The organism is Paenibacillus alginolyticus DSM 5050 = NBRC 15375 (assembly GCF_000422905.1).
Classification (GTDB): Bacteria; Bacillota; Bacilli; order Paenibacillales; family NBRC-103111; genus Paenibacillus_E; species Paenibacillus_E alginolyticus.
In genome coordinates, this window is the sequence record NZ_AUGY01000004.1 from 166862 (window position 1) to 191321 (window position 24460).

Here is a 24460-nt window from a genome sequence, read left to right on the forward strand (position 1 = left end):
CTTTTTATGCTCGGGAGAGTTTGAAGCGCTCCAGCAAAAATTAGGTTCTACGAAGTTTACGGTTTACCATTGTCCGTTTTCGAGAAAACGATTAATTACTTTCATAGTCGGAACGCGACCAGTGAAGATTTTCATATATTTCGACCGAATCGTCTTACGTCAAAGTTGACCTTGCGATATGCACGGTTTCCTCAGTACTACCAATGGATGCGAAAAGCCTGCTGTTCTTATAAGCAGGCTCTTCTTAATAAGCTTCGGTGAGTAATATTACAATAATTTGCTCTTGAGATACTTTCACATTTCTATGTCATGTTGTCTATTTTGAAGCTAATTTCTTTAACTACTTTTCTTCGATATAGGCCTGGGGTAACGCCAGTAAACTTCTTAAATAACTTATGAAAATAAGGTAAGCTCTCATAACCGCAATTGTGGGCGATCGTATCAATACCTAAGTCAGTAGTTAGGAGCAGCTCCTTTGCAGTTGAAATCCGCTTGGCATTCACATAGTCGGTGATGTTCATCCCGGTTAGTTGTTTAAACACCCTGGATAAATGAGCGGCTGAGACTGAAGTGTGCTTAGCCAAATACGAAAGTCCAGCGATTTGCTCAGTGTGAAACTGATCCAAGTGTTGCAGGATGTTTAGTAACCAGGAGGGGCCGACATTGGACGCTGCCAGTTGATGATGGGATTCTTTTAATATCAACCGATTAATGCTGATCAGAAGGCTATTTAACTGCAGTTGAATTGCGTATCTAAAACCAGCTTCGTGTTGTTCTAATTCTTCATGCATTTGTTTGAGTTTTTCTTCGAGATGAGGGCGCATGGCTGGTGGGACAACAAGCTTATAGCTCTTATATTTCCGGGCTCGGTCAAAAGCTTGCATATTCGTAAACGAATCACCAGCTGAATAGTGTCCGATCAGTTGCGGATCAAAAAAGACAGCAGTGGCAGTAATTGGAGATTCAGAATCTGGCAATGCCTGATGAATGGTATTGCCAGGAATGATGAAGAGATCTCCTTCATTCATCTCATAGAGCATTTGGTTTAAGAAAAACGTACCTTTTCCACTATAAACATAAACTAATTCAAAGCGATCATGAAGATGCTCTGGTAGTTCACGATTTGGTGTCTTTTTGTCCTTAAATACGATGTCAAATGGCAAGAGGTGGTCGTTAATAAAGTTTTTTATTAGCGGTTTTTGCATTTTCCTAACCTCCCCAAATCATCTCACTTCATTATTTCTCTTATGTATAGAATATCAAAATAGAGTATGTTATTGCAAAGGTAAAGAATTATCAAATGCCATAATCCTGTTACAATAATATGTGTGCACACCAAAATCAGGGAGGCTATGCTTACTAAAAAATTGATGCCACTTATTGCCTGAATGCACATCAACTGGGTGAGAATATTGTTGTTTTAACAGCACTAACCTTGGATTTTTCGAAAAATCTCATCAAAGGAGCCAGTCATCGATGGATGTCGTTTACCAATTTGAAGAAGTAGCGAGACTTCCCTTGCCCGGGGATAACTGCGCCGTTGCGATTCAGCAACTGAACGCCGGTACCGTCATTCAGTATGAAGACCAAATCCTCACCTTGGATTACACGGTTATGGAAGGCCATCGATTTGCGGTGAAAGCGATTGCTTCTGGCGAAGATTTGCTTTCGTGGCATCTGCCTTTCGGCGTGGCGCTTAAGCCGATTCAGCCCGGCAACTATGTGATCAACGAAACAGTACGTGGAGCGCTCAGTGTGCGCCAGTTGACATTCGCAGTGCCGGCGGAGCCCAATTTCGCGGATCAAGTTTCTCCTTATATCCTTGACGAGGAGAACTTTCGGCCGGCTCAGGCATCGCCAGTTTATGAGGATACGCGCACATTCATGGGATACCGCCGCCATGAAGATCGCGGGGTTGGCACCCGGAACTACATCGTACTGCTCGGCACCACCTCGCATACGGGGAGCTACGTGAATGAGCTTGCCTCTCGTCTGCAAAGTGAATGGAAGAACGATTCGAATATAGACGGGTTCGTTCCCGTCGCTCATACGGAGGGCGGCACAGAGAAGCCGAATAATGTGGACTTGCTGCTGCGGACGCTCTCAGGTTTCATGGTCAACCCGAACGTCGGAGCGGTATTGGTTGTCGATTATGGCAATGAATCGGTCACGAACAAGATGGTAGAGGCTTATGCACGCGAGCATAACTATCCGATCGATGAAGTGCTGCATAAGTTCGTGTCGCTTACAGGCAGCTTTGAAGAGGAACTGGTTAAAGGTGAAGCGATAGTGCGGGAATGGCTGTCAACGGTTAACACGATGCAGCGGACGCCTGAATCCATCCGCCACTTGCGAATCGGCTTGCAGTGCGGCGGTTCGGACGCATTTTCCGGCGTATCCGCGAATCCGCTGCTCGGTTGGGTTTCAGAACAATTGGTGCGTTACGGCGGTGCGGCTAGTCTAGCCGAAACGGATGAATTGATTGGCGCGGAGCCCTATGTTCTGTCAAAAGTACGTAACGTGGAAACCGCGCGCAAATTTCTGGAACTTGTGAACCGATTTAAGGAGCGCACTTCCTGGCACGGCACAAGTGCGGAAGGTAACCCGTCAGGCGGCAACATGTACCGCGGTCTGTACAACATCTATCTGAAATCTATAGGCGCCGCTATGAAGAAAGATCCGACAACGCGAATCGATTACGCAACGGAGTACGGAGAGCTCATGAAGGATGGCGGCTACTATTTCATGGACAGCCCTGGCAATGATCTGGAGAGCATCGCCGGACAGGTAGCCGCCGGTTGTAACATGATTTTCTTTACAACGGGAAATGGTTCGATTACCAACTTTCCGTATGTGCCTACGGTCAAGGTGGTCACGACAACTCGCCGCTTCCAATTGCTGTCGAACGATATGGATGTGAACGCGGGGCAGTATCTGGAAGGCAAGTCGATGGATGAGCTGGGCCAAGAGGTATTTGAGTTGGCGCTCCAAATTGCTTCTGGTCAGCGAAGCGTCGGCGAGAAAGCGGGTCATGCCCAAGTACAAATTTGGCGTAACTGGCAGCAGAACGATGCAAGTCGGCTGGAGTCGCTGCTTCATACTCCTGTACCGACAGGAGCTCCGATAGAAATTGAAGATAAGGCCGTCACGATAGCTAACTCGGTTCAATTTTCCTTTACTCGGCATCGCGATCGGCAGTCCAGTGACAATATCGGCTTAATTGTGCCGACAAGTCTTTGCGCCGGACAGGTAGCGGGCATGATTACACGGCGCCTGAACGAGCAACGAGCAGGGCAGCCTGAGCTCTCTCGCTTTGTCACACTGGCGCACACGGAAGGCTGCGGCACCTCGGGGGGGCCAGCCGAATCACTGTTTGCCCGCACGATGATTGGCTATATTACGCATCCGATGGTGAAGCATTGTTTGCTGCTGGAGCATGGCTGTGAGAAAACGCATAACGACTACATGCGCCATCAGATGGATGTGATGGGTGTCGATGCGAGCCGTCTTGGTTATGCCAGCATCCAGCTCGACGGCGGAATTGCCAAGGTGAGTGAAAAGGTTGAGGCCTGGTTCGCCGATCGATTGGTTGCGGCCGATCCTGCGGAGAAGGTGACGGTCGGTCTGGAAGGGCTGCGCATCGGGATCGTAAGCGTTGGTGCCATTAACAAAGATGCCGGCGAGCAGCTGGGGCTACTAACCAAGATGATTGTCGGGGCCGGAGGCTTGGTCGTCGTTCCTGAGAACAGCGGATTACTTGCCGAGAATGCGTTCCGTCAGCATCTATTTAGCACGTCTCAAGTTCGGCCGTCTATTGCCTATGGAGAACACGTCCGCCGAAACGGTTTCCACATTATGGAGACTCCAACAACGCATGGGGTGGAGACGATCACAGGACTCGCCGCCACAGGTGTGGAATTAATAATCGCGCTGATCGGTGATCGTCCGATGCAGACGCATCCTTTCGTCCCAATGCTGCAAGTGACGCCGGAACAGGCCGTGCTGCATAAACATAAGCAAGATGTCGATTTGGTACTCGAGGGCAACCCGGGCATATGGGTGAATCATATTCTTGAGCGAAGCAAAGAAATTTTGGAACATTCTTATGTACCGCGTCTCTATCAGAAAGGAAATATCGATTTTCAAATGACACGAGGCTTTTTGGGTGTGTCGTTATAATGCAGACAATATCAGAAAGCGAGGAACACTCCATGACGAACGCATTATTATCCCAACGGCTGCTTGGCAGTACTGGCCTACTCATATCACCGCTATGTATTGGAGCCGCTCCGCTCGGGGATATGCCGGAGACCTTTCAATATAGCACGTCGGAAGAACAGGCATTGGTAACGTTGCGCACCGCCTTCGAAAGCCCAATCAACTTTCTGGATACGGCTGCGGCATACGGCGAAGGCGAGAGCGAACGGCGAATCGGTAAGGCCATTCATGCGAATGGTGGTCTTCCCGCAGGTTACGTGTTGGCAACCAAAGCCGATCGCGACTTTATGACCGGAGACTTCAGCGGCGAACAGATCAAACGTTCCATCGAAGGAAGCCTCGAACGCTTAGGACTTGATCGTCTGCAATACGTTTACATCCACGATCCTGAACATACCACCTTCGAAAATGTGATGGGATCCGGCGGACCGTTAGAAGTACTGCAAAAGTTTCAAAAGCAGGGAGTCATCGATCACATCGGCATATCCGGCGGACCGATCGATATGCTCATTCGTTATGTCGAAACGGGAGAATTCAGTGCGGTTGAAACTCATAATCGATATACGCTGCTCAATCGGGCTGCCGAACCTTTGCTTGATGTCGCGAGTCGTATGGGCGTGGCGGTTATTAACGCCGCTCCTTATGGCAGTGGCATATTGGCCAAAGGTCCGGAAGCATACGCACGTTATGCCTATAGCGAAGCTCCGCCACTCGTATTGGAGAGAGCGCGTATGTTCGCCAAGGTTTGCCTGGAATTCGATGTTCCGCTTGCCGCCGCAGCACTTCAATTTTCGCTTCGCGACCCGCGGATCGCTAGTACGGTCGTCGGCATGAGTAAACCGGAACGGGTAGCCCAGACGTTGGAGCTCGCGAATTACCCGATTGCCCCTGAGCTATGGCCGGCGCTTGATGCCTTTGGCTATGATACGGAAGATCCCGAAGAGAATCGATTTGCTTAGTGGGTGGGGGTAGATCATGGTCATCGAGATCGATTCGTGACCGAGCTGCCTTGGTGATTCATTAACTTGGAACAATAATCTCGTCCCTAAGAGAATGTCTTTGGGGCGGGATTTTTTAGTTGCTATAAAAAGATGATTTACACTGGAATTAACTTGGACGCAGTCGTAACCGGACAGTCCACAAAAAACCAATAATGCAAGAGCTTTTGCTTACCCGATTAATTCCCTGCCAGTTATCATTCGAAGCTGAGGATAAGTATAGTGGCATAGTTAAATCACAATTTCTGGGTATTTGCTATCCATCTTAAATTCTTGCATCACAAGTGCGAAAGAATAAGCCTTTCAAAGTACAGTGCTTTATGTTAGTATCAACATGTCTGACAACCTGATATCTAATTTTTTAGAAGGGGTGCATTTTATGAAAATATCGTTATTCATTACCTGCTTAAGTGACGCTTTATACCCGAAAGTCGGAGAGGCGATATCTCGAATTTTGAGCGATCACGGCATTTTGCTGCATTTCCCGACCATTCAAACTTGCTGCGGGCAGCCTGCTTACAACAGCGGCTACTGGGAGGAAGCAAGGGCAACGGCGAAAACAATTCTTGCTGCTTTTGAAGATAGCGACTTCGTCATCTCGGCCTCAGGATCTTGTACGTATATGATTCATCACTATGCGAATCTCTTCAAGGATGATCCAGAAATGCAGGACAGAGCCTTGCAATTACAGAACAAAACATATGAGTTCACGCAGTTTCTCGTAGGTGTACTTGGTATAACTGATCTTGGAGCGAGGTTTCCGCATAAAGTTACGTATCATCCCTCCTGCCACGGCAGCAGGCTTCTTGGTGTGAAGGAAGAACCGCTGGCTTTGCTGCGGCAGGTAAAGGAGTTAGAGCTGGTGCCTCTTCCTTTTGCAGAGGATTGCTGTGGATTTGGAGGAACTTTTGCTGTGAAAATGTCGGATATATCCGGGGCCATGGTGAATGAAAAAGTCGATCATGTGAAGGAAACGGAAGCGGAGGTGCTTGTCGGCCTGGATATGGCCTGTCTGATGAACATTGCCGGCAATCTGCGATTCCGAAATGAACCAGTCAAGGTTATGCATCTGGCAGAACTGTTATATGAAGGGGTGAAAAGGGCATGAGTCAAAAAGAAGCTGCAGGGAAGACGGTCAAGGAGCGGGCAGATCAGGCGCTGAACGACGAGTTCCTTCGCAAAGCGGTTATGTTTACGACAGAACGGCTGCGGAACGGTAAACTTAAAGCCGCGGAAGAACACGGGAACTGGGAGGAATGGCGTGAAAGAGGCAGGCAAATTCGGCTGCATACCATCGCCCACCTGGATTATTACTTACATACGTTTGTTGAAAATGCTCGAGAGAACGGTGTCCATGTTCATTTTGCCGAGACGGCCGATGATGCTGTGAAGCTATCCTTGACCATCGCCAAAGAGAAAGCGGCCCGGACCGTCGTTAAGTCCAAATCCATGGTTACAGAGGAGCTGCATTTGAATCAGGCGCTTGCCTCTATTGGCGTTGAGGCCATTGAAACGGATTTAGGCGAATATATTATTCAATTGGCCGATGAAACGCCCTCCCATATCATCATTCCGGCGATTCACAAAAACCGGTATCAGATTGCTGACTTATTATCCAAGGAAGCAGGGGAGACCTTACCGCCCGATACGACGATATTGGCAGGATTTGTTCGCAGAAAACTGCGGGAAAAATTTCTGGAGGCGGATATTGGCATCACGGGCTGCAACTTTGCTATCGCGGAAAGCGGGTCTATTGTTCTGTTTGAAAATGAAGGCAACGCGCGTATGGTTTCCACCGTGCCCAAGACACAAATAACACTCATGGGCATGGAACGGATTATACCAAGTTGGATGGATTTGGAGGTCATGGCGACACTGCTGCCGCGTTCGGCTACCGGCCAGAAGCTGACCGTCTACATGTCCGGAATTACAGGACCGCGGCGTGGGCCCGATGCAGATGGTCCGGAGGAGATGCATATTATCATCGTCGACAACGGGCGCTCTTTGCAGCTTGGTGATCCGGAATTTCAGGAGCTTCTCAATTGCATCCGCTGCGGGGCCTGTCTGAATGCATGCCCCGTTTATCGTCATATTGGCGGTCACGCCTATGGGGGCACCTACAGCGGCCCGATTGGGGCGGTGTTAACTCCAGCGCTCCAGAAGAACACAGCGGATTGGGACGACATTGCCAATGCTTCCAGTCTTTGCGGCGCTTGTTACGAAGCTTGTCCTGTGAAAATACCGCTCCACGATATGCTTGTCGCACTGCGTCGGCGCAAAGTGGAGCAGGGGCATGGCGACAAACTTGAACAAGCCGGGATGAAAGGCTTCGCAGCCATCCTGGGCAGCGCAAAGCGATTTAATACCGTATTGAAACTGGCACGTATCGGCCAGAAGATGGTCGTTCGCGATCAAGGTATTCGACTGCGTGTAGGGCCATTAAAAGGATGGAATACGTATCGAGTTGCACCTAGTCTGCCTAAAGCTTCTTTTCGAGACAGCTGGGGCACGCTTGAACACCAAATACGTCAAGAATTTAAAGGAATCGACCCAGTTTTGCACAATCGTATGCAGGATGCGTTGACAAAGAGAAAAAACCAAGGAGGACATCAAGGATGAGTGAGCGCAGTCAAGCATGGCTGGCACAATTGGACTCTCAGTCAGCTAAGGAACAAGAACGGTTTATGAATGCCATTGCCAGTAAGCTGGGACGAGCAAGAGTCATAGAGAAGCCCGTGCATCCCAATCGGGGAGCACCGGATTTCTGGCATAAATTCGAATTGCCGTTGGATGAGAGAATTGAGCAGTTTACGATGAATTTTCAAGCGGCAGGAGGTTATGTCGTTAGGCTTGCTTCGATGGAGAAAGCGAAATTAGCGATAATCGATATCGTGCAATCATTAGGCGTTAACCGGATTATCCATCAGGATCAACCTGAGCTGAATGCCCTTCATCTTAGCGATGTGTTATCGGAAGCGCAGATTTCCGCGTGGAATACGGACAGTCGGGAAAGCTGGAAAGCCGCAGCTGCCGCGGCCGACCTTGGCATCGTTCTTGCAGATGCAGCAGCGGCTTACACCGGATCGCTAACTGTGTTATCATCAAAGGAAAAGGGAAGATCGGTTAGTCTGCTTCCTACATCTTTGATCGTCATTCTTCCTGTGGAACGGCTGAAGACCCGACTAGGGGAGATTCTGATTCAATTCGATCAATCGGCAAGGAAGGATCTTCCCGCTGGCATTCACTTTATTTCAGGTCCTAGCCGCTCGGCGGATATTGAGAACGATTTAACCATAGGCGTTCATGGCCCTGGTATCGTGCATGTGCTAATCATCGGGTAAAAGAGGTTATAGCATGGAAGTCAATAAGCTGCTCAAACGCAATCATTATGACGAAATGGCTGATCAAATTAAGCAAATGATTCTGCAGGGACAACTCCAAACAGGCGATAAACTCCCGTCTACGAAAGAACTGTCCGAGCGATTTGGAGTTGGACGTTCCACGGCGCGTGAAGCACTCAGTGCGTTAAAAGCCATGGGACTTATCGAAATCCGGCAGGGAGGCGGCTGCAGAGTGATCAGCCAAGTGCCTACCGAGGTCTTATTGCCGGAGATGGCTTCCTTGCGGATGAATCGAACGACGCTGCTTGAATTAATGGAAGTCAGACAATCCCTAGAGGTGTCGATTGCCGCGATTGCCGCCAAGAATAGAACAGAGCAGGATTTGCATCAGCTTCATCTCGTTCTGAACGAAATGGTAAGCGCTGTAGGTAATGATATTGAAGGCGAGAGAACGGATGTATCCTTCCATGTGATGCTGGTTCAAGCCACTCATAATGCCATTATGGAACGAACCTGTCAATCCATCATGAAGCCGATGGAATCGATGATCCGGGATATTCGCCGAGCTGAATTGTACGCCAATCAGGATGTGGCCATTCAGCTTTTGAAAGAACATACACGGATTTACGAGGCTATTCGCAGGGGGGATCAAGAGCAGGCATCTCAAGCGATGAGATCGCATTTGGAGCATGTGGAAAGCATCTTGGTCAAATATATTTGACACTTAGTACTGTGAGGGATAGTCATGGAAAGAAAGTATTGGGTTCCAACTCTAGAACGGGCGAACAATGTGCTTCTGGAGCTTGCGGGGCAATCAACGAAGTGACGGTAGCTTTTACGATGAGCGCTTTTACATTTGAAGGCGGGAGATCGCTCAAGCTGATGGGTTCCCTTGGTCAAATCAGAGCGGACATGGAAAGGAATGAAATCGAGGTCACGAGCTTTGTGACAAGAGAGATGGGAGCATTACGGGAAGTTCGTTGATTATTGTTTCCATTTCGCAAAACAGACTTATGGTGCTCCGCTTGAGAAAAGCATCGAATTGATTCAGAAAAGCGGCGGCTCTGCTGTGAGAGATTGGATTTGAAAGTGTCTGGCGGAACGGACTGGCATGGTATGGCTCGTCTGAAAAATCCTTTATATTTTGTCGGAAATATTCGCATCGTTTGATTTTGTTGCTGTAGGCTGTTTGCAAGGGTATTAACGCCGTTGCAAGCAGTTTTTTCATTTTTGCGGATGCATCATCAATCAGACGTAGTACTATTTGAAGGAATTTACGTTGCTTCGTGTTCACAACCTCAAAAAATTCGACAATACGGGGGAAGATCTCGAGGATTTGATCTCGATCGGGTCGATCGGATTGATAAAGGCGATCGAGTCGTTTTCGCCGAACAAAGGGACCAAGCTCGGACGTTCGCGGCTCGCTGTATTGAGAACGAGATCCTTATGCATCTGCGTTCACTGAAGAAAACGCGTAAAGATGTGTTTTGCATGATCCCATCGGAACAGACAAATAGGGGAATGAAATTACGCTCATCGACATTCTCGGTACGGAAGCTGATGACGTAGTGGATAAGGTGCAGCTCAAGATAGAGAAGAACAAAATATATCGGAACTTGGAGATTTTGGACGATCGCGAGAAAGAAGTCGTCGTCGGCCGGTTTGGGCTGGAGCTGGGAGGGGAAGAGCGAACGCAGCGGGAGATTGCGAAGGAGTTCGGCATCAGTCGCTCCTATGTGTCGCGGATTGAGAAGCGGGCGCTTATGAAGCTGTATCATGAGTTTTATAAAGCGAAGCGGTAAGATTACAAATCGGATACTTCATTTATTTGGACTCTGTGCAAGTAATGGAGGTGTAGGTTATGTCATTAATCCATATTGAAAAAGCCAGTAAATACTATACGATGGGCGAGGAAATGATGCCTACCTGGTAGACCCTAAAGCGAATCCGACTTCGGAGGCATTAAAAAAGACAACCCCAGCCTCTAAGCTTAGCCTCATTGCACCTCCCAAAGGGCCGGATGGCAATTTGGGCAATCCGGAGACGAATGCGGTAGCTGCTGCTCCGCTGCGCGCCTTGTCTGTGAAGGCGCAAAATCCAGAGAAGCTGTTCCGCTTCCTGGATTGGCTGGTGGATGACAGCGAAGGCGGAGGTTTCAACTTAGGGCTATACGGTGTTGAAGGAACGGATTATACGTATGACAAGGCGATGAACCTGATTAAGCAATCGACGAGTTATGCCGATCTATACAAGAAAGGCTACAACAACCCAATCCGGATGCATTCGTTGTAGACAGACGTTGGACGACGCAGGAAGTTCGAAACGGTATCGAAACGGCATCGAAAAATATTATACCGAACGCGTTCTGGAAGACGGTTCCGGCTGAGCTGGATTACCCGGATCTCGAAACGAAGCTGTGGGCTGAATACTTCGTTAAGATTGTAACAGGTGTTTGGACCATCGATAAGTTTGACGAGTTCGTACAGAAGTACAATCAACAGGGTGGATCGCAAATTGAAAAGCAGGCCAACGAAGAGTGGAAAAAAATGAAGAAGAAATAAGCGTAATAACTGAAGAGTATGAAGCTGGGGGATACAGTTCAATGGGTTTCCCCCAGCTTCATGCTTTAACGGGAGGCATATCGAATGAAACCGAATATATTGTTCATTACAGTGGATCAAATGCGGGGAGACTGCTTAAGCGCACTCGGTCATCCGATCGTACAGACGCCGAATCTAGACAAATTGTCGGAAGACGGTGTGTTGTTTCGGAACGCATATTCCGCAACGCCGACCTGCATTCCGGCGCGGGCGGCACTCTTAACGGGCATGAGCCAACGCTCACATGGACGAGTAGGATACGAGGAGCATGTCCCATGGACGTACGAGCACACCTTGCCGGGTGAATTGGCGAATGCTGGCTATCACACGCAATGTGTTGGCAAGATGCACGTATACCCGACCCGCAACTTATGCGGCTTCCACAACGTGGTGCTGCACGATGGCTACATGCACTACAACCGAGACAACAGTCGAACGACACATGCGGAACATTTCAACGAATGCGATGATTATTTGAATTGGATACGGAATACGGAGGCGGGTACCTATGATCTGATGGACAACGGTCTCGATTGTAATGCATCGACGGTTGCGCTGCCATGGCATCTCCCAGAGCGGCTGCATCCGACGAATTGGGCGGTCACCCAATCGATCGATTTCCTACGAAGACGCGACCCTAGTAAGCCGTTTTTCCTGTGGACGTCTTTCGTGCGTCCGCATCCGCCTTTCGATCCGCCTCAGGCCTACTTCGACATGTACCTCAATGAGGACATGCCGGAGCCGCCGGTAGGCGACTGGGTAGATTTGCAGAGCGCCGAGAATGGATCGGGCCATCCGACTACCGGCATAAGCAAGCTGACGAAGAAACGTCTAGATCGGGCCAAGGCGGCTTACTATGCTCTTATTACGCATCTGGACTTTCAGATCGGACGTCTGCTGAATGCACTCAGTGAATACGGCGTGCTGCGCAATACGGTCGTGGTGTTCACCTCCGATCATGGAGAAATGCTGGGCGACCACCATTTCTTCCGCAAAGCGCTCGCCTACGAAGGGAGTGCGAAAGTGCCTTTAATTGTCGCTGATTATACAGGCCGACTAGGGTTGAACCGCGGTGCTGATGAGGAGCGGATAACCGAGCTGCGCGACATCATGCCTACGCTGCTGGATGCAGCCGGTGTGGCTGTGCCAGACTCGGTCGAAGGCGAGAGCTTGTTACCGCTATGCCGTGAAGGTGCGGGTGTCGCATGGCGCGAGTACGTGCACGGGGAGCATGTCTATGGGGCCTTGTCCCACCACTACGTGACGAATGGTCGAGAGAAATACATTTGGTATTCGCAGTCTGGCGAAGAGCAGCTGTTCGACCTTACTTGCGACCCGGAGGAGCTGTCTAATAAGGCGGGAGATCCAGCCTGGCAGCTGAGTTTACAAGGCTGGAGAGAGCGGCTGGTTCGGGAACTGTCGGGACGTGAAGAAGGTTATGTAAGCGATGGGGCGCTCGTTACGGGTCGGAAACCGAGGACGGTGCTCAGTCATCTAAAATAAGATAGGAGCGCCTCATTAGGATGGGTTGTCGATAGCAAAAAAGGGCTGCCGCGTTGGTAGCCCTTTACTAGCAAACAGGCAGTAGAGTGTGGAGAAAAAATGGGAACTAATTGGTGGAATGTGTGGAACATTGATGATTTGATAAGGTCATTTGACCCTAGCTTTGGATGGAGGATAGCGATAAAGGCGCTTCTATCCGGTGTACGCCCTTAGGACGATATCCTACATGTTGGCTGATGCCACAAACATCTGCTAGTAAAAAGATGATGCTAAGCCACATTTCTGTTCCTTGAAGTCCTGTTGATTCTTGTTGAACCAGCTGAAAGCTAAAACCACGCTCGTCAACCCAGAAATCCAGTACCTTCTCCAGATGACGCTTTGCCCATTCTTTAATTTCCTCTTTGCGATAATCGGTTTGTTTGAGGCATAGCCATAGTGGGTGAACAACGTCGAGTACATTACAAGCGTTCAGATGGTCAAAACGGAAAAACTGTTGATCTCGACTATGTGCTAGAACGGTGTCTATGGTCTTATCCGGGTAGGGCAATGGGATATCGAACTGGGCGTAGGTGGCACGAGTTAAACGATAGAAGCCATTAACGGGTTGAAGCCAGGTCTCTGCATCTGTCGGTAATCCCCATAAACCGGAAGTTCGACTAACATGCGTTTGCAGCCATCCGAACAGATCATCAGGCCGTTTTTTTGATTCGAAATGTTTCAGATTAAGGTATAAACCAGTTGCATAAGAATCGATCCAATCGCCGCAACTCCATGCATTATTGTCCCATGGTAGAGATTCCAGCTTTGTATATAACTGCTCCGTACTCATGTTTTCAACGACATGAATGGGATGAAGTAGACTTGCACCAAGGACCTCTAACGCATATCCCACAGCTAGCAAATGATAGCGAGAGAGGTGGTCAGAGAGTAAATGCGGTTCATACAGAGTAGCATCTGGGGGTGACCATGGGTCAGGTAGTAGTCCAGTACTTGAATCCTGAAAACTTTGCAATTTTACGATCAGTTCCTCTTTCGTCCAACCGGGTGGTAATACGTTAAACAAAGCTGCGATTTCAACTGCATCACAATAGGCTCTTGCAGTTCTTTTAAATCCTGGACGGTCCTGAAAAAATGTTTCATTGGGTGTAGAAACTAAGTAATGGCGAAGCAAGGGATCAAGTTGTTCTTTCACTTTGTTGCCGAAGTTCTGCAATTTTTTCTCTATCGGTTGCTTGTCCGAATTCAATGGTGCTTCGTTGTTAAGCCTGCTGCGAATGACCTTAGCTGGATTTCCCCCGACGATACTATAATCGGGAACATCTTTTGTCACGATAGCACCGGCGGCAATGATTGAATGCGATCCAATTCGTACCCCGTCGAGAATGACCACATTAGCTCCTATCCAAACATCGTCACCAATGTGAATACCTTTCGAAGTACAAGGTTGCTTGAAAATAGGTTGGTGAGTGGTTTCGTAACCATGATTAAATCCATAAATGCTTGCATGCGATGCAATTCTTACACCGTCACCCATTGAGACTTTTCCTGTTACAACCGCATAAGAGTTAATGCTACAATCTGCCCCCATACTAAGTGAAGTATTACGAACTATGGCTCCGCCAGCTATGTAACTACGGTCACCCATTTGGAATGCATCCGGAAAAAAGATGGCCTGTGGAGAAACGAAGCAATTTTTACCGAAGCTGCAGGAGTAAGTCTCTGCTAAACGTTGCTGTATTTGTTCTTGTTCATGAATTTCTATTTCGGCTTTGGTTATCCAAGGCATATAATCTATCTCACGATGTTTAGCTTGATTCCGATCCATGTAAGTCCACTCCTATCCTTGCTTTCATTGTCAATCTCACCTTTAGCTTATCACCTAATCAGAACCATAGACATGGAATTAAGTATATAAAAACTTGTCAAAAACGCCTTTATAGCCTAAGCTCAATCTATCATTAATTTGATAGACAATAAGGAGCCTGCATGGAAGAAAAATTAAATAATATGGCAATCCGTATTCATTGGATCAACGATAAGCAGACTCCTCCTGAATGGAGAGATATACGGAAAAACGTTGGAGTTCATAGCTTTTATTGGATTCGTGAAGGAAAAGGGACATTCCGAACAGAAGAGAAAATTTCGATTGAATCCGGCATGCTGTTATATTTAAAACCAGGTTTAGAGATGACCATGGAAGGTGATCGAGACAATCCGCTGCGAATTACAATGGTACTGCTGTCACTTATATCCGTTACGATGATTTCTCAAGGAGTGTATGAGGCAACTGATCTTCCAGAATTAGAACTGCCATTCATGTTGAAGTGTGAGGACAGTATGGCAAAAAAATATGACAACCTATTCAAAGAGCTATCGGAGGGATGGGTTCCTGGACAGCTTGAGAGTGAGCTTTTGACCAAATCACTGCTATATAATCTTTTGTATGAATTGCATAAGCAAAATAGCCCCGAACTTATACGTACAACTTCGGCCTTAAGTATGTATATCAAAGTGAAGGATGAGTTGGATCGGAATTATAGAGAGGGTATTCGGTTACATGAACTAGCTGATCGATACCAAATATCAATTTCATATCTTCGCAGTCTTTTCCAAAAGCATACAGGAAAGAGCCCTAAAAGCTATTTGAAAGATGTACGGAATGAACATGCCAAGAAGCAATTACTATATACAGAGTTGTCGGTGAAAGAGATTGCTGAAAACTGCGGATATGCGGATGAGTTTCATTTTAGCAAAAGCTTTAAGCAATCTAATGGCATGCCACCCAAGCAATTTAGAAATAAAAGAGGATTGGATTGAATTCATGGGATGGAGCAATTGTTGGAAACGGAAATAGCTTTTTTTAAATGGAAGCAGTATGTAAAACTTTTCAACAGATAGAATTTCCTGAATATGGTATTATGGTTCCGATGATTTTACGTTGTTTCGTGCTCACATCGTCAAAAAATTCGATAATACAGGGGAAGATTTGGAGGATTTAATCTCGATCGGGACGATTGACATCTGCGCTCGCTGAAGAAAACGCGTAAGGATGTGTCTCTGCATGATCCCATCGGAACGGACAAAGAGGGGAACGAAATAACGCTCATCGACATTCTCGGTACGGAAGCGGATGACGTAGTGGATAAAGTGCAGCTCAAGATAGAGAAGAGCAAAATATATCGGAACTTGGAGATTTTGGACGATCGCGAGAAAGAAGTCGTCGTCAGCCGGTTTGGGCTGGGGCGTGACAATCCGAACATGTGGACGATGGATAAACTGGGTACGCGGATTTCGCCGTTATCGGTAATAAAGAACGGAAACCGGAATATGCACGCTGTGAATACAGGACTTTATTATGAAGGCACGGATGGGAGCCTCATAATCGAGACGATGGATGCTCCCATCGTATGTCCGGGTGAAAGGAGATTGCTGCAATTCAACAATACGTTCGCTCCTCTGGAAGGTGGATTTCATTTTAATTTGCATAATAACGTATGGGGAACCAATTTTCGCATGTGGTTCGAGGAAGATATGAAATACCGCTTCCGATTACTTTTCAAGTCTAACAGATAATAGAGTTGCTAAAGTGAGATTCCAATTATGCTAACAATCGCGGGTTATACGGGGCAACGGAGGACTATCCATCAGATGGAATGAATGACAGGCTGAGTAGCCCCCTATCGCGTAAAAAAGTGCCTATTTTATTGACTCTACATAAAAAGTAGAGCTTTTTTTATTTTTTACAGTAGCTATCGAAGCTAACTTGACTTAATAATAAAGTGGGAACGTATGTAAACACTAAAAATGTTTCAAATGTATAAATATTTTATCAATGAGACATTTTTTTATAGTGTATAATGAATTGCTCCTTGTTGATATAGAGCTTCCTAGAAGAGGGTGGACCTAGATGAATATTATTCGTTTGTACAAATCAAGAAAATATTTGCTTAAGCTGCTGCTTTCTATCACGGTTCTTATGGTTGTGTTTTTATCCGTCAGCACGACGCTTCTGTATTACAATTCCGATAAAACGATGCTTCAAATGCAGCAGCAAGCGGATTTAAAGGTGCTGTCGCAAATCAAATACAATATCGACTATATGCACGAAACGGTAAAAAATATTGCGGTCTCCACGTATTTCGACCCTGATGTCGTCTATTTATCGAATATCGATGTGATGGACAAGGGCGAGCTTGCGCAAAAATTAAACAGGCTGGAGAAAACGGTAACAAACTCATCCTTTTTGCAAAATATTACGATCTACAACGCCAAAACAGGCTGCTACTATTCAACCTTGAGCAGTTTGAATTGCCAGGATGACGGTATGAACGGTGTCATAGACCAGTATATCCATTCACAGGAACATATACCCATTCTCACCTTTGTTCCTCTGTCTTATGATAAAACGACATTTCCAGCACTATCTATGTTTATTTATGACAGCATGTCCGGGAGTAAACTGATCGTCACGATCAAGCCGTCCTGGCTGTTTGATAACTTAACGAATATGAATAAGACGTCAGATGAATTGCACGGCTCTATTTTTGTTACAGATCAATCAGGCATCCCGCTCATGGCACAGCAACAGGGCAATGTTATTGATACTGATGCGATAGCATCCATTATCCGTCAGAAAGTGAGCTCCGGCGTATCACAGGACTATCTCGTGTATGGATCAGGCGGGAATAAGTCGATTCTGAGCTTTATGTCATCCAGCAAAAGCGACTGGGTCATTGCAAGCGTTCAGCCCTATGAGGTTGTGTGGGGCAAGCTAAGCAACGGGCGATTTCCTTAGTGATCATCATTGGATTTTTAATCCTTTCCATTGCGGGCTCGCTGCTGATTGCCTATCGCCTGTATCGTCCGATTGAACATTTGTTAAATCAAGTGACGGGAATCCGCCGTAAAGGGTCGGACGACAGGTCCGATTTGGATGAATTGAAATTCATTTCCACCGCTTACCAAGATGCTATGCATCAATTAGTCAAGCATGAATCGGAAGAGCATACGAACAGGAGTGCACATAAGACTTTCGCTTTGAGGAGACTTATTTCCGATGCGAGCCTGCCTACCCCAGAAGAAATGGAACAAGTCGATTGGGATATTGATTTTAACCAAGGTGTACGTGTATGTGTGCTGTTGATCGATGATTTTGTTGAATTTGAATCGAAAACGAGCGATGCCGAGAAGAGACTGTATAAGTTTGCGATCGCCAATATCACCAAGGAGCTTGTGTCTAAAAGCGTTAGCTGTGAAGTTGTCTCTATGCGCAATGATCACTTTGTCTTACTCGTTGGTGAGTCGCTAGAGCCTCATGGCGATCATGTAAACTCATTGACGCATGCTTTCCAAGAGCTACAGCAAACCCTTCTTCAGTACTACCGTTTCTCGATGACCGTTTCGATTGGAGAAAAGGTTGACCGATACCAACAAGTTTCGCAGCAATACGGCCTTGCTATGGAAAATGCGTCCTATCGGATTATTTTTGGTAAAGGGAGCATCATCACACTGGATCTCGTGAGGAATAATAATGAAAATATTACGTTCCAGTTTCCGGCTGATGCGGAGAAGAAAATAACGGAAGCCATTAAGTCCGGGCAAGAGAAGGATTTTCAGGATCACTTGGTTCAATTGTTTGAGCAAATGAAAGTGATGCATTACAACAATATCACGTATTCCATTCTTCATTTGCTTGCGCTCGTGGAAAATATCGTGCGTGAAATGAACAGCCGAACCGTTAGACAAGTCAGCTTGGACTTTAAGCGGCAGGTTCAGCACGTGATGAAGCAAGAAACGTTAGCACCTATTTATCACTTATTCTTGGAGATTTTCCAAGACATTCAGAAGCAACGCACGCAGGATGTCAAAGAACAGTCCAATCAGATCTTAACGGATACCATTAAAGAAATGATTGAAGAGCAGTATAAGGATTTGAATCTGAGCCTGCAAAGCATAGCGGCTGCAATGAAGCTTTCTTCAGCCCATGTGAGCAAGCAATTTAGACTGCACGAATCGATGTCCATCAGTGAGTATATTAATGATGTTCGCTTGCGGAAGGCACTGCTGTTGCTTGAAACAAAAGATTACAGCATCAACCGCATCATGGAAATGGTCGGTTATAACAATGAAAGCTACTTTTTTAAGCTATTCAAAAAGAAATTCGGGATCACGCCGAAAGAATATCGCTTTAAAACAGTCGTTCAAGAGTAAGCTTTCCCGGGTACGAAAGTGCCGGAAAGCTTTTCTTTTTTCAGGTTAAGTTGAAAATACAGTGTTTTCGGGATTGTACGGGAGAAAAGTGGAGTGTTTTTCGTTTATTACAGTAGTTATTTGTACAGTTTCCCCCAATAATAAGGACATACAACGATGGTTAAAGACCGCAGGGAGGGAAGCAAATGCTGCAACGGGAGTGGAAGCACTTCAAACGTAATCAGGAATTGTTCGTCATGTCATTGCCAGCAATCCTGTATAAATTGATTTTCAATTATTTGCCCATGTTAGGTCTCGTTATTGCATTTAAACAATATCGATATGATTTGGGGATTTGGGGGAGCGAATGGATCGGGTTTAAAAATTTTGAATTCTTTTTTAAATCCGATAACGCTTTTACAGTAACACGCAACACGATTCTTTATAACATGAGTTTTATCTTACTAACATTAGTGTTTGCGCTAACATTTGCTATTTTGTTGAATGAAATTCCCCGAAAATGGATTAAGCTGCATCAGACGACCTTGTTTCTTCCTTATTTCTTATCTTGGGTCGTTGTCGGATATATCGTCTTCGGGTTTCTGGATCACAAAAACGGATTTATGAACGTCATGCTGCAATCACTTGGTGATCAACCAATTAAATGGTATGAACAAGCAAAGTACTGGCCGTTTATTATCATTCTGACACAAATATGGAAAGGTGTAGGCTTTTCAACACTGATCTACTATGCTGGTATTCTTTCCATCGACTCAAGTTATTATGAGGCTGCCAAAATAGACGGCGCTTCCAAATGGCAAATGATTCGCAAGATTACTATACCGCTCTTGACACCGCTTATCGTGATTTTGCTAATCGTAGCTATCGGCAATATATTCCGTGCTGACTTCGGATTGTTCTACTTTATTCCGAACGACACAAGCTTCTTATATAATGCAACTGATGTTATCGATACGTTTGTATACCGATCGCTGCGAGTAGTCGGAGATGTCGGAATGTCTACCGCAATCGGGCTCTACCAGTCTGTTGTTGGTTTCATTCTGGTGCTGTTGTCCAACTGGATTATCAAAAAAATTAACTCAGACAATGCGCTTTGGTAAGGAGGTAAGCATGCATGCAAACGGAAAGCAATAAAGTGAACTGGGCAGGCAATTTCATTAATGTGTTATTCTGCATATTGTCTTTGGCGCTTATAGTGCCCCTTGTTCTGGTCATATCCATTTCGTTTACGGATGAAAAATCGCTGCTAACACACGGCTATCATTTATTTCCGAAGATTTTCAGCACGAAAGCTTATGAAATTATCCTTCATGCTCCTGATGCACTGATTCGTGCATATGGGGTTACCGTTTTCGTAACAATCGCAGGGACAATTGTTGGTTTGCTCTTCACAACTTTGACAGCTTATACGATGTCGCGACGCGATTATCGCTACCGCAAAATCATGACGCTTTATGTTTTCTTTACAACGTTATTCAGTGGCGGACTAGTTCCGTTCTACATTCTGATATCGCAGTATTTGCACTTGAAGGATACCATTTGGGCGCTGATCGTTCCGTACTTGCTGAGCCCGTTCTTTGTTCTCGTCATGAAAGGTTTCTTGGATAAGCTTCCACTTGAAATATTCGAGTCTGCGAAAATCGACGGTGCAAATGAGTGGCGCATTATTTTCACAATGGTGCTTCCATTATCCATACCCGCACTAGTCACGATTGGCCTGTTCATTTCATTCCAATATTGGAACGATTGGTGGCTAGGCTTATTGTTTATCGATAATCAAAAGCTGATACCGCTTCAATTGCTGCTTTACCGCGTGATGAGCACCATTGAATTTCTATCGAATAACATCTCGACAGTTAATGTCGACTTTAATATCGCTGACTTCCCTGCTTTATCGGCAAGAATGGCCATGGCTGTTCTGGCAGCAGGTCCGATGATGTTTATTTTCCCGATGTTCCAAAGGTTTTTCATAAGCGGGCTCACAGTGGGCTCCATCAAAGGATAGTCATTCGTTATCAAACTGCAGCGCCTCAAAAAGCTGCTGCAGTTGATATATAAGCAGCATACAAAATCAAATTATCGCAGGGGGTAATTGTATGAAAAAGGAAATGTTTAAGATATTAACTGGCGCAGTGAGTATTGCTGTTCTATTGTCAGCATGCGGTAGCAAAGGATCCGAGAACGCTTCTACTGCAAGTCCGGCAGCTAGTGCGGCTGCAACTACCAAGGTAGAGCAACTAGCGCCAGTAGAATTGATTTGGAATTATCCATTAAGCGCGGTGCCGCAAGATATGGCAAGTGTACAGGAAGCTATCAACAAAATCACGAAGGCGAAAATCAATGCAACCGTTAAATTGCAACCGCAAACATTCGCTGACTACGTTCAAAAGATGAACACGACGGTTGCTTCCGGCGAAAACTTTGATATCGCATGGGTATCTAACTGGAACTGGGACTATGTAACGAACCAATCTAAAGGTGCTTTCATTCCACTTGACGATTTGATGACGAAATATGCGCCAACATTGGGTAAATCCATGCCGCAATTCGTATGGGATGCTACAAAAATCGGCGGCAAAGTTTACGGTATTCCAAACTATCAAACCGTAACGAACAAACAAGGCTTCTTAATCCAAAAGAAATATGCGGATAAATACAATCTAGACGTTAACTCCATCAAAAAGATTGAAGATCTCGAGCCATTTTTGGCAAAAGTAAAAGCAGGCGAGTCCAAAGACGTCGTTCCATTCCTAATGGATCGTAACGGAAGATTTGGTAACATGTTTCGTGGTTACGGATTAGAATCAATTGCTAGCGTTATTGGTGTTGATCTGAAAAATCCAGACAAAGTTATCAATCTGTATGATACGCCTCAATACGCTCAATATTTAGATTTGGCGAAAAACTGGCACGATAAAGGCTATATCAACGATAATGCGGCTACATTGAAAAACAAAGCGGACATTGAGAAAACAGGTAACGCTGTTGTTCAAGTCCACAACGTATTGAAGCCAGGTGTTGAAACTCAGTTTAAGACTGCAAACGGCGGAAATGATGTAATCGCGATTCCTACAACTGAAGTATGGGCAGGAACTGGTTCCATTATTACAACTATGCAAGCGATCAGCAAAACGTCTAAAAACCCTGAGCGCGCGATGATGTTCATTAATTTGCTGAACACGGACAAAGAGCTGTATAACACAATCAGCTTCGGCGTTGAAGGTAAGCACTATACAAAAAATGCAGATAACACAATCAAAATTAACAAAGAAGCTGGTTACGTTCCAAACGCAAGTTGGGTATTTGGTAACACGTTCAACGGTTTGTTAGTTGAAGGTACAGATCCAAACGTAGTAGCTAATACGCAAAAAGAAAATGAAACAGCTAAACCATCACCGCTTATGGGCTTCAAGTTTGTGAATACAGCAGTTACAGCGGAAATTGCTAACATTGCGACTGTAATTGACCAATACAGACCAGGTCTTGAAACAGGTACTGTGGCTGCAAGCGAGAAGCTGAAAGAATTCCAAGACAAGTTGAAAGCAGCTGGTGTTGACAAAGTTATCGCTGAAGCTCAGAAGCAACTTGATGAGTGGAAGAAAACGAAGTAATTGAAGGCTTCATCAGAGTGAAAATCATGTTTACAGCGATAAAAGTGACGAGCTTTCTGCTGTAAGCATGATTTTTTTTACTATAACAATTAAAGGGGTGGCATTATGCTTACTACATTAACTCTTCGGCAATTGAAGACTGCTTTGGAACAAAATAAACATGGAACCACTGCGCTTTTTTCTGAAGGAGCTTCGCCCGAGCGATGGACGCAAATTCGGAACGATCGACGCTTTGCGGAGTTTTGGGAGAAGCTTGAAGAGCAGGCTGCTGGGTTATCCGAGCATCCGATCTGTCCGCCGCCTTTTTCCGACTTTCTATTATTCGGCGAAACGGGTGACAGGGCTACGTATCAAACGAACCGAACCGAGCTTTTTTCGGGGCTGCATGTATTCGGACTGCTGGCCATGACAGATGAACGGCCAGAATGGAAGAAAGGACTCGAAAATGCGATTTGGTCCATATGCAATGAGTATACGTGGGTACTTCCAGCACATCTCGGTTTGTATGTGAATGAATATCCGAACGGCATTTGGGATCAACCGCACGCGCCTCGCGAAACGGTGGATTTGGATGCGGCTGTAGCTGGTTTTGCGCTGGCCGAAATCCTGCACCTGGCAGGACCGCGTCTGCACCCATGGGTTGCCCAGCGAGCGAAAGCGGAAATTGAACGTCGTATTTTTCAGGTGTACTTTCATGATCCTACCCCGCAAAACTGGGAGCTTAAGACGAATAACTGGCCTGCAGTTTGCGCATCCAGTATCGGCGCCATGGCTATTTATTTGATTGAAGACAGCGAAAAGCTCGCAGGGATGCTCTGGCGTGTGATAAACGTGCTGCGCCAGTATTTGTCGGGCTTTGACGAGCAAGGAGCTACGCCTGAAGGACCGGTTTACTGGCAATTCGGCTTCTCGCACCTCGTTTATTTTACTGAATTGCTCAAAGAGCGCACCGGCGGGCAAATCACGCTGCTTGATGAGCAAAAGTTCGGAAAGATTGCTCAATTCCCGCAATTCTGCCTGCTGACAAACGGAAAGGTTGTTAACTTCTCGGATGCTCCGGATGAAGCCCGTTTTCATACTGGGTTGATGCAGCGACTGTGTGAATACTTCCCATCCTTACAACTACCGCCAGACGAATATCGGATGAACGTCATTCCGGTTTCATGGCTGGAAGCGACGCGCTTAATGCTTTGGTCACCGAATCAGCAGGATACTGAAGCGGGGCCTTCTTCGGAGCCGCAAGAACGCGTTCAGGAGCGGATTTTCACGGGAAATCAATGGGTCATTTCGAAGGTGCTTCAGCCGGATGGATGTATCGCTGCTTTTGCGGCAAAGGGAGGATACAACGAAGAACCGCATAACCATAACGACTTGGGGCATTTTATCCTGCATGTTGACGGAATAACTGTGCTTGCGGACGTGGGAATCGGCGTGTACACGAAGCAGTATTTTCAGCCGGAGCATCGTTACGAAACGATTCATGCAGGCTCGCATGGACATTCTGTGCCCATTATTGACGGTTATCGACAAGGTTTCGGCAGGCAGTACAAGTCACATTTACTGCAGCATGAGGTAACGGAAGACGAGGTGCGCTTTGAACTCGACTTAACCGAAGCCTACACGTGTCCAACCTTGAAATCGCTTACGCGCGAGTTTCTGTGGCGCCGTCCGAGCGTTGAGGCCTCACAGTTGATCATTACGGATAAATCGACATTCCGTGAAACGCCATCGGCTTTTCAGGAAGTGTTTATTTGCGGTGTTGAGCCGCAGCAGATCGAGATGGGTAGGATCGCGATCGGTACGGTGGAGATGCATTTTAGCCCGAGCGACTGGTTAGTTGAGGTTGAAGCGGTAACGGCGGTTTCTCATTATGGGGTAGAAAGTAAGTACTATCGTCTGATGTGTAATCGCAAAAGCGTCAGCGCAAGTATGGAAAGTCAATTCCGGTTTGAGATCAAGAATCAAGGGAGGTAATGAGA

At 46.3% G+C, this 24460-nt stretch carries 17 protein-coding genes and 3 pseudogenes; 18 read left to right on the top strand and 2 right to left on the bottom strand.

Annotation, left to right across the window (positions count from 1 at the left end):
* Positions 1-302: 302 nt before the first annotated feature.
* Positions 303-1205 carry an AraC family transcriptional regulator gene (locus G519_RS0102740; protein ID WP_036631870.1) on the bottom strand — a complete coding sequence of 301 codons (903 nt, stop codon included), beginning with the start codon at positions 1203-1205 and terminating at the stop codon, positions 303-305.
* Positions 1206-1476: 271 nt separating this feature from the next.
* Between G519_RS0102740 and G519_RS0102745 the strand changes: the two genes are divergently transcribed.
* From G519_RS0102745 to G519_RS0102795, 10 genes and pseudogenes are all read left to right on the top strand, one after another.
* Positions 1477-4179 (top strand): UxaA family hydrolase, encoded by a 2703-nt coding sequence (locus tag G519_RS0102745; protein WP_029193368.1) that lies wholly within the window; start codon positions 1477-1479, stop codon positions 4177-4179.
* A 32-nt stretch (positions 4180-4211) separates the two neighbouring features.
* A complete protein-coding gene (locus G519_RS0102750; RefSeq protein WP_029193369.1) occupies positions 4212-5177 on the top strand; it encodes an aldo/keto reductase in 966 nt (321 codons plus the stop codon).
* A gap of 418 nt (positions 5178-5595) precedes the next feature.
* A complete protein-coding gene (locus G519_RS0102755) occupies positions 5596-6324 on the top strand; it encodes a (Fe-S)-binding protein (protein WP_029193370.1) in 729 nt (242 codons plus the stop codon).
* Positions 6321-7835 (top strand): LutB/LldF family L-lactate oxidation iron-sulfur protein, encoded by a 1515-nt coding sequence (locus G519_RS0102760; RefSeq protein ID WP_029193371.1) that lies wholly within the window; start codon positions 6321-6323, stop codon positions 7833-7835. The genes G519_RS0102755 and G519_RS0102760 overlap by 4 nt, the downstream gene beginning before the upstream one ends.
* The gene (locus tag G519_RS0102765) at positions 7832-8557 is read left to right on the top strand and encodes a LutC/YkgG family protein (RefSeq protein WP_029193372.1); all 726 of its coding nucleotides are present in this window, start codon (positions 7832-7834) and stop codon (positions 8555-8557) included. Before G519_RS0102760 ends, G519_RS0102765 begins: the two co-directional genes overlap by 4 nt.
* Before the next feature lie 13 nt (positions 8558-8570).
* Positions 8571-9278: a FadR/GntR family transcriptional regulator gene (locus tag G519_RS0102770; RefSeq protein WP_029193373.1), complete on the top strand. Its 708-nt coding sequence runs from the start codon at positions 8571-8573 to the stop codon at positions 9276-9278.
* Positions 9279-9316: 38 nt separating this feature from the next.
* A complete protein-coding gene (locus G519_RS0102775) occupies positions 9317-9541 on the top strand; it encodes a hypothetical protein (protein ID WP_029193374.1) in 225 nt (74 codons plus the stop codon).
* A gap of 280 nt (positions 9542-9821) precedes the next feature.
* Positions 9822-10359 (top strand): annotated as a pseudogene (gene sigK / locus G519_RS41505) (RNA polymerase sporulation sigma factor SigK).
* A 226-nt stretch (positions 10360-10585) separates the two neighbouring features.
* On the top strand, positions 10586-10849 hold the full coding sequence (locus G519_RS0102790) for a hypothetical protein (protein ID WP_029193377.1): 264 nt from the start codon (positions 10586-10588) through the stop codon (positions 10847-10849).
* A 353-nt stretch (positions 10850-11202) separates the two neighbouring features.
* Positions 11203-12660, top strand: coding sequence for an arylsulfatase (locus tag G519_RS0102795; protein ID WP_029193378.1), 1458 nt, complete (start codon positions 11203-11205; stop codon positions 12658-12660).
* Positions 12661-13930: 1270 nt separating this feature from the next.
* Here the strand turns inward: G519_RS0102795 and G519_RS53440 are convergent.
* A pseudogene (locus G519_RS53440) lies at positions 13931-14077 on the bottom strand (DapH/DapD/GlmU-related protein); the annotation flags it as partial.
* A gap of 569 nt (positions 14078-14646) precedes the next feature.
* Between G519_RS53440 and G519_RS0102805 the strand changes: the two are divergent.
* The 8 genes and pseudogenes from G519_RS0102805 to G519_RS0102840 all read left to right on the top strand — a co-directional run bounded on the left by G519_RS0102805 (position 14647) and on the right by G519_RS0102840 (position 24455).
* Positions 14647-15477: a helix-turn-helix domain-containing protein gene (locus G519_RS0102805; protein WP_029193380.1), complete on the top strand. Its 831-nt coding sequence runs from the start codon at positions 14647-14649 to the stop codon at positions 15475-15477.
* Positions 15478-15607: 130 nt separating this feature from the next.
* Positions 15608-15900 (top strand): annotated as a pseudogene (locus G519_RS51910) (RNA polymerase subunit sigma-70); the annotation flags it as partial.
* A 667-nt stretch (positions 15901-16567) separates the two neighbouring features.
* The gene (locus tag G519_RS0102815) at positions 16568-17455 is read left to right on the top strand and encodes a cache domain-containing protein (protein ID WP_029193382.1); all 888 of its coding nucleotides are present in this window, start codon (positions 16568-16570) and stop codon (positions 17453-17455) included.
* Positions 17422-18870 carry a helix-turn-helix transcriptional regulator gene (locus G519_RS0102820; RefSeq protein WP_029193383.1) on the top strand — a complete coding sequence of 483 codons (1449 nt, stop codon included), beginning with the start codon at positions 17422-17424 and terminating at the stop codon, positions 18868-18870. Before G519_RS0102815 ends, G519_RS0102820 begins: the two co-directional genes overlap by 34 nt.
* 185 nt (positions 18871-19055) lie before the next feature.
* Positions 19056-19970: an ABC transporter permease gene (locus G519_RS0102825; RefSeq protein WP_029193384.1), complete on the top strand. Its 915-nt coding sequence runs from the start codon at positions 19056-19058 to the stop codon at positions 19968-19970.
* Between the two features lie 14 nt (positions 19971-19984).
* Positions 19985-20875 (top strand): carbohydrate ABC transporter permease, encoded by an 891-nt coding sequence (locus tag G519_RS0102830; protein ID WP_051253021.1) that lies wholly within the window; start codon positions 19985-19987, stop codon positions 20873-20875.
* A 91-nt stretch (positions 20876-20966) separates the two neighbouring features.
* Positions 20967-22481, top strand: coding sequence for an ABC transporter substrate-binding protein (locus G519_RS0102835; RefSeq protein WP_029193386.1), 1515 nt, complete (start codon positions 20967-20969; stop codon positions 22479-22481).
* Positions 22482-22586: 105 nt separating this feature from the next.
* The gene (locus tag G519_RS0102840) at positions 22587-24455 is read left to right on the top strand and encodes a heparinase II/III family protein (RefSeq protein ID WP_029193387.1); all 1869 of its coding nucleotides are present in this window, start codon (positions 22587-22589) and stop codon (positions 24453-24455) included.
* Positions 24456-24460: the final 5 nt, after the last annotated feature.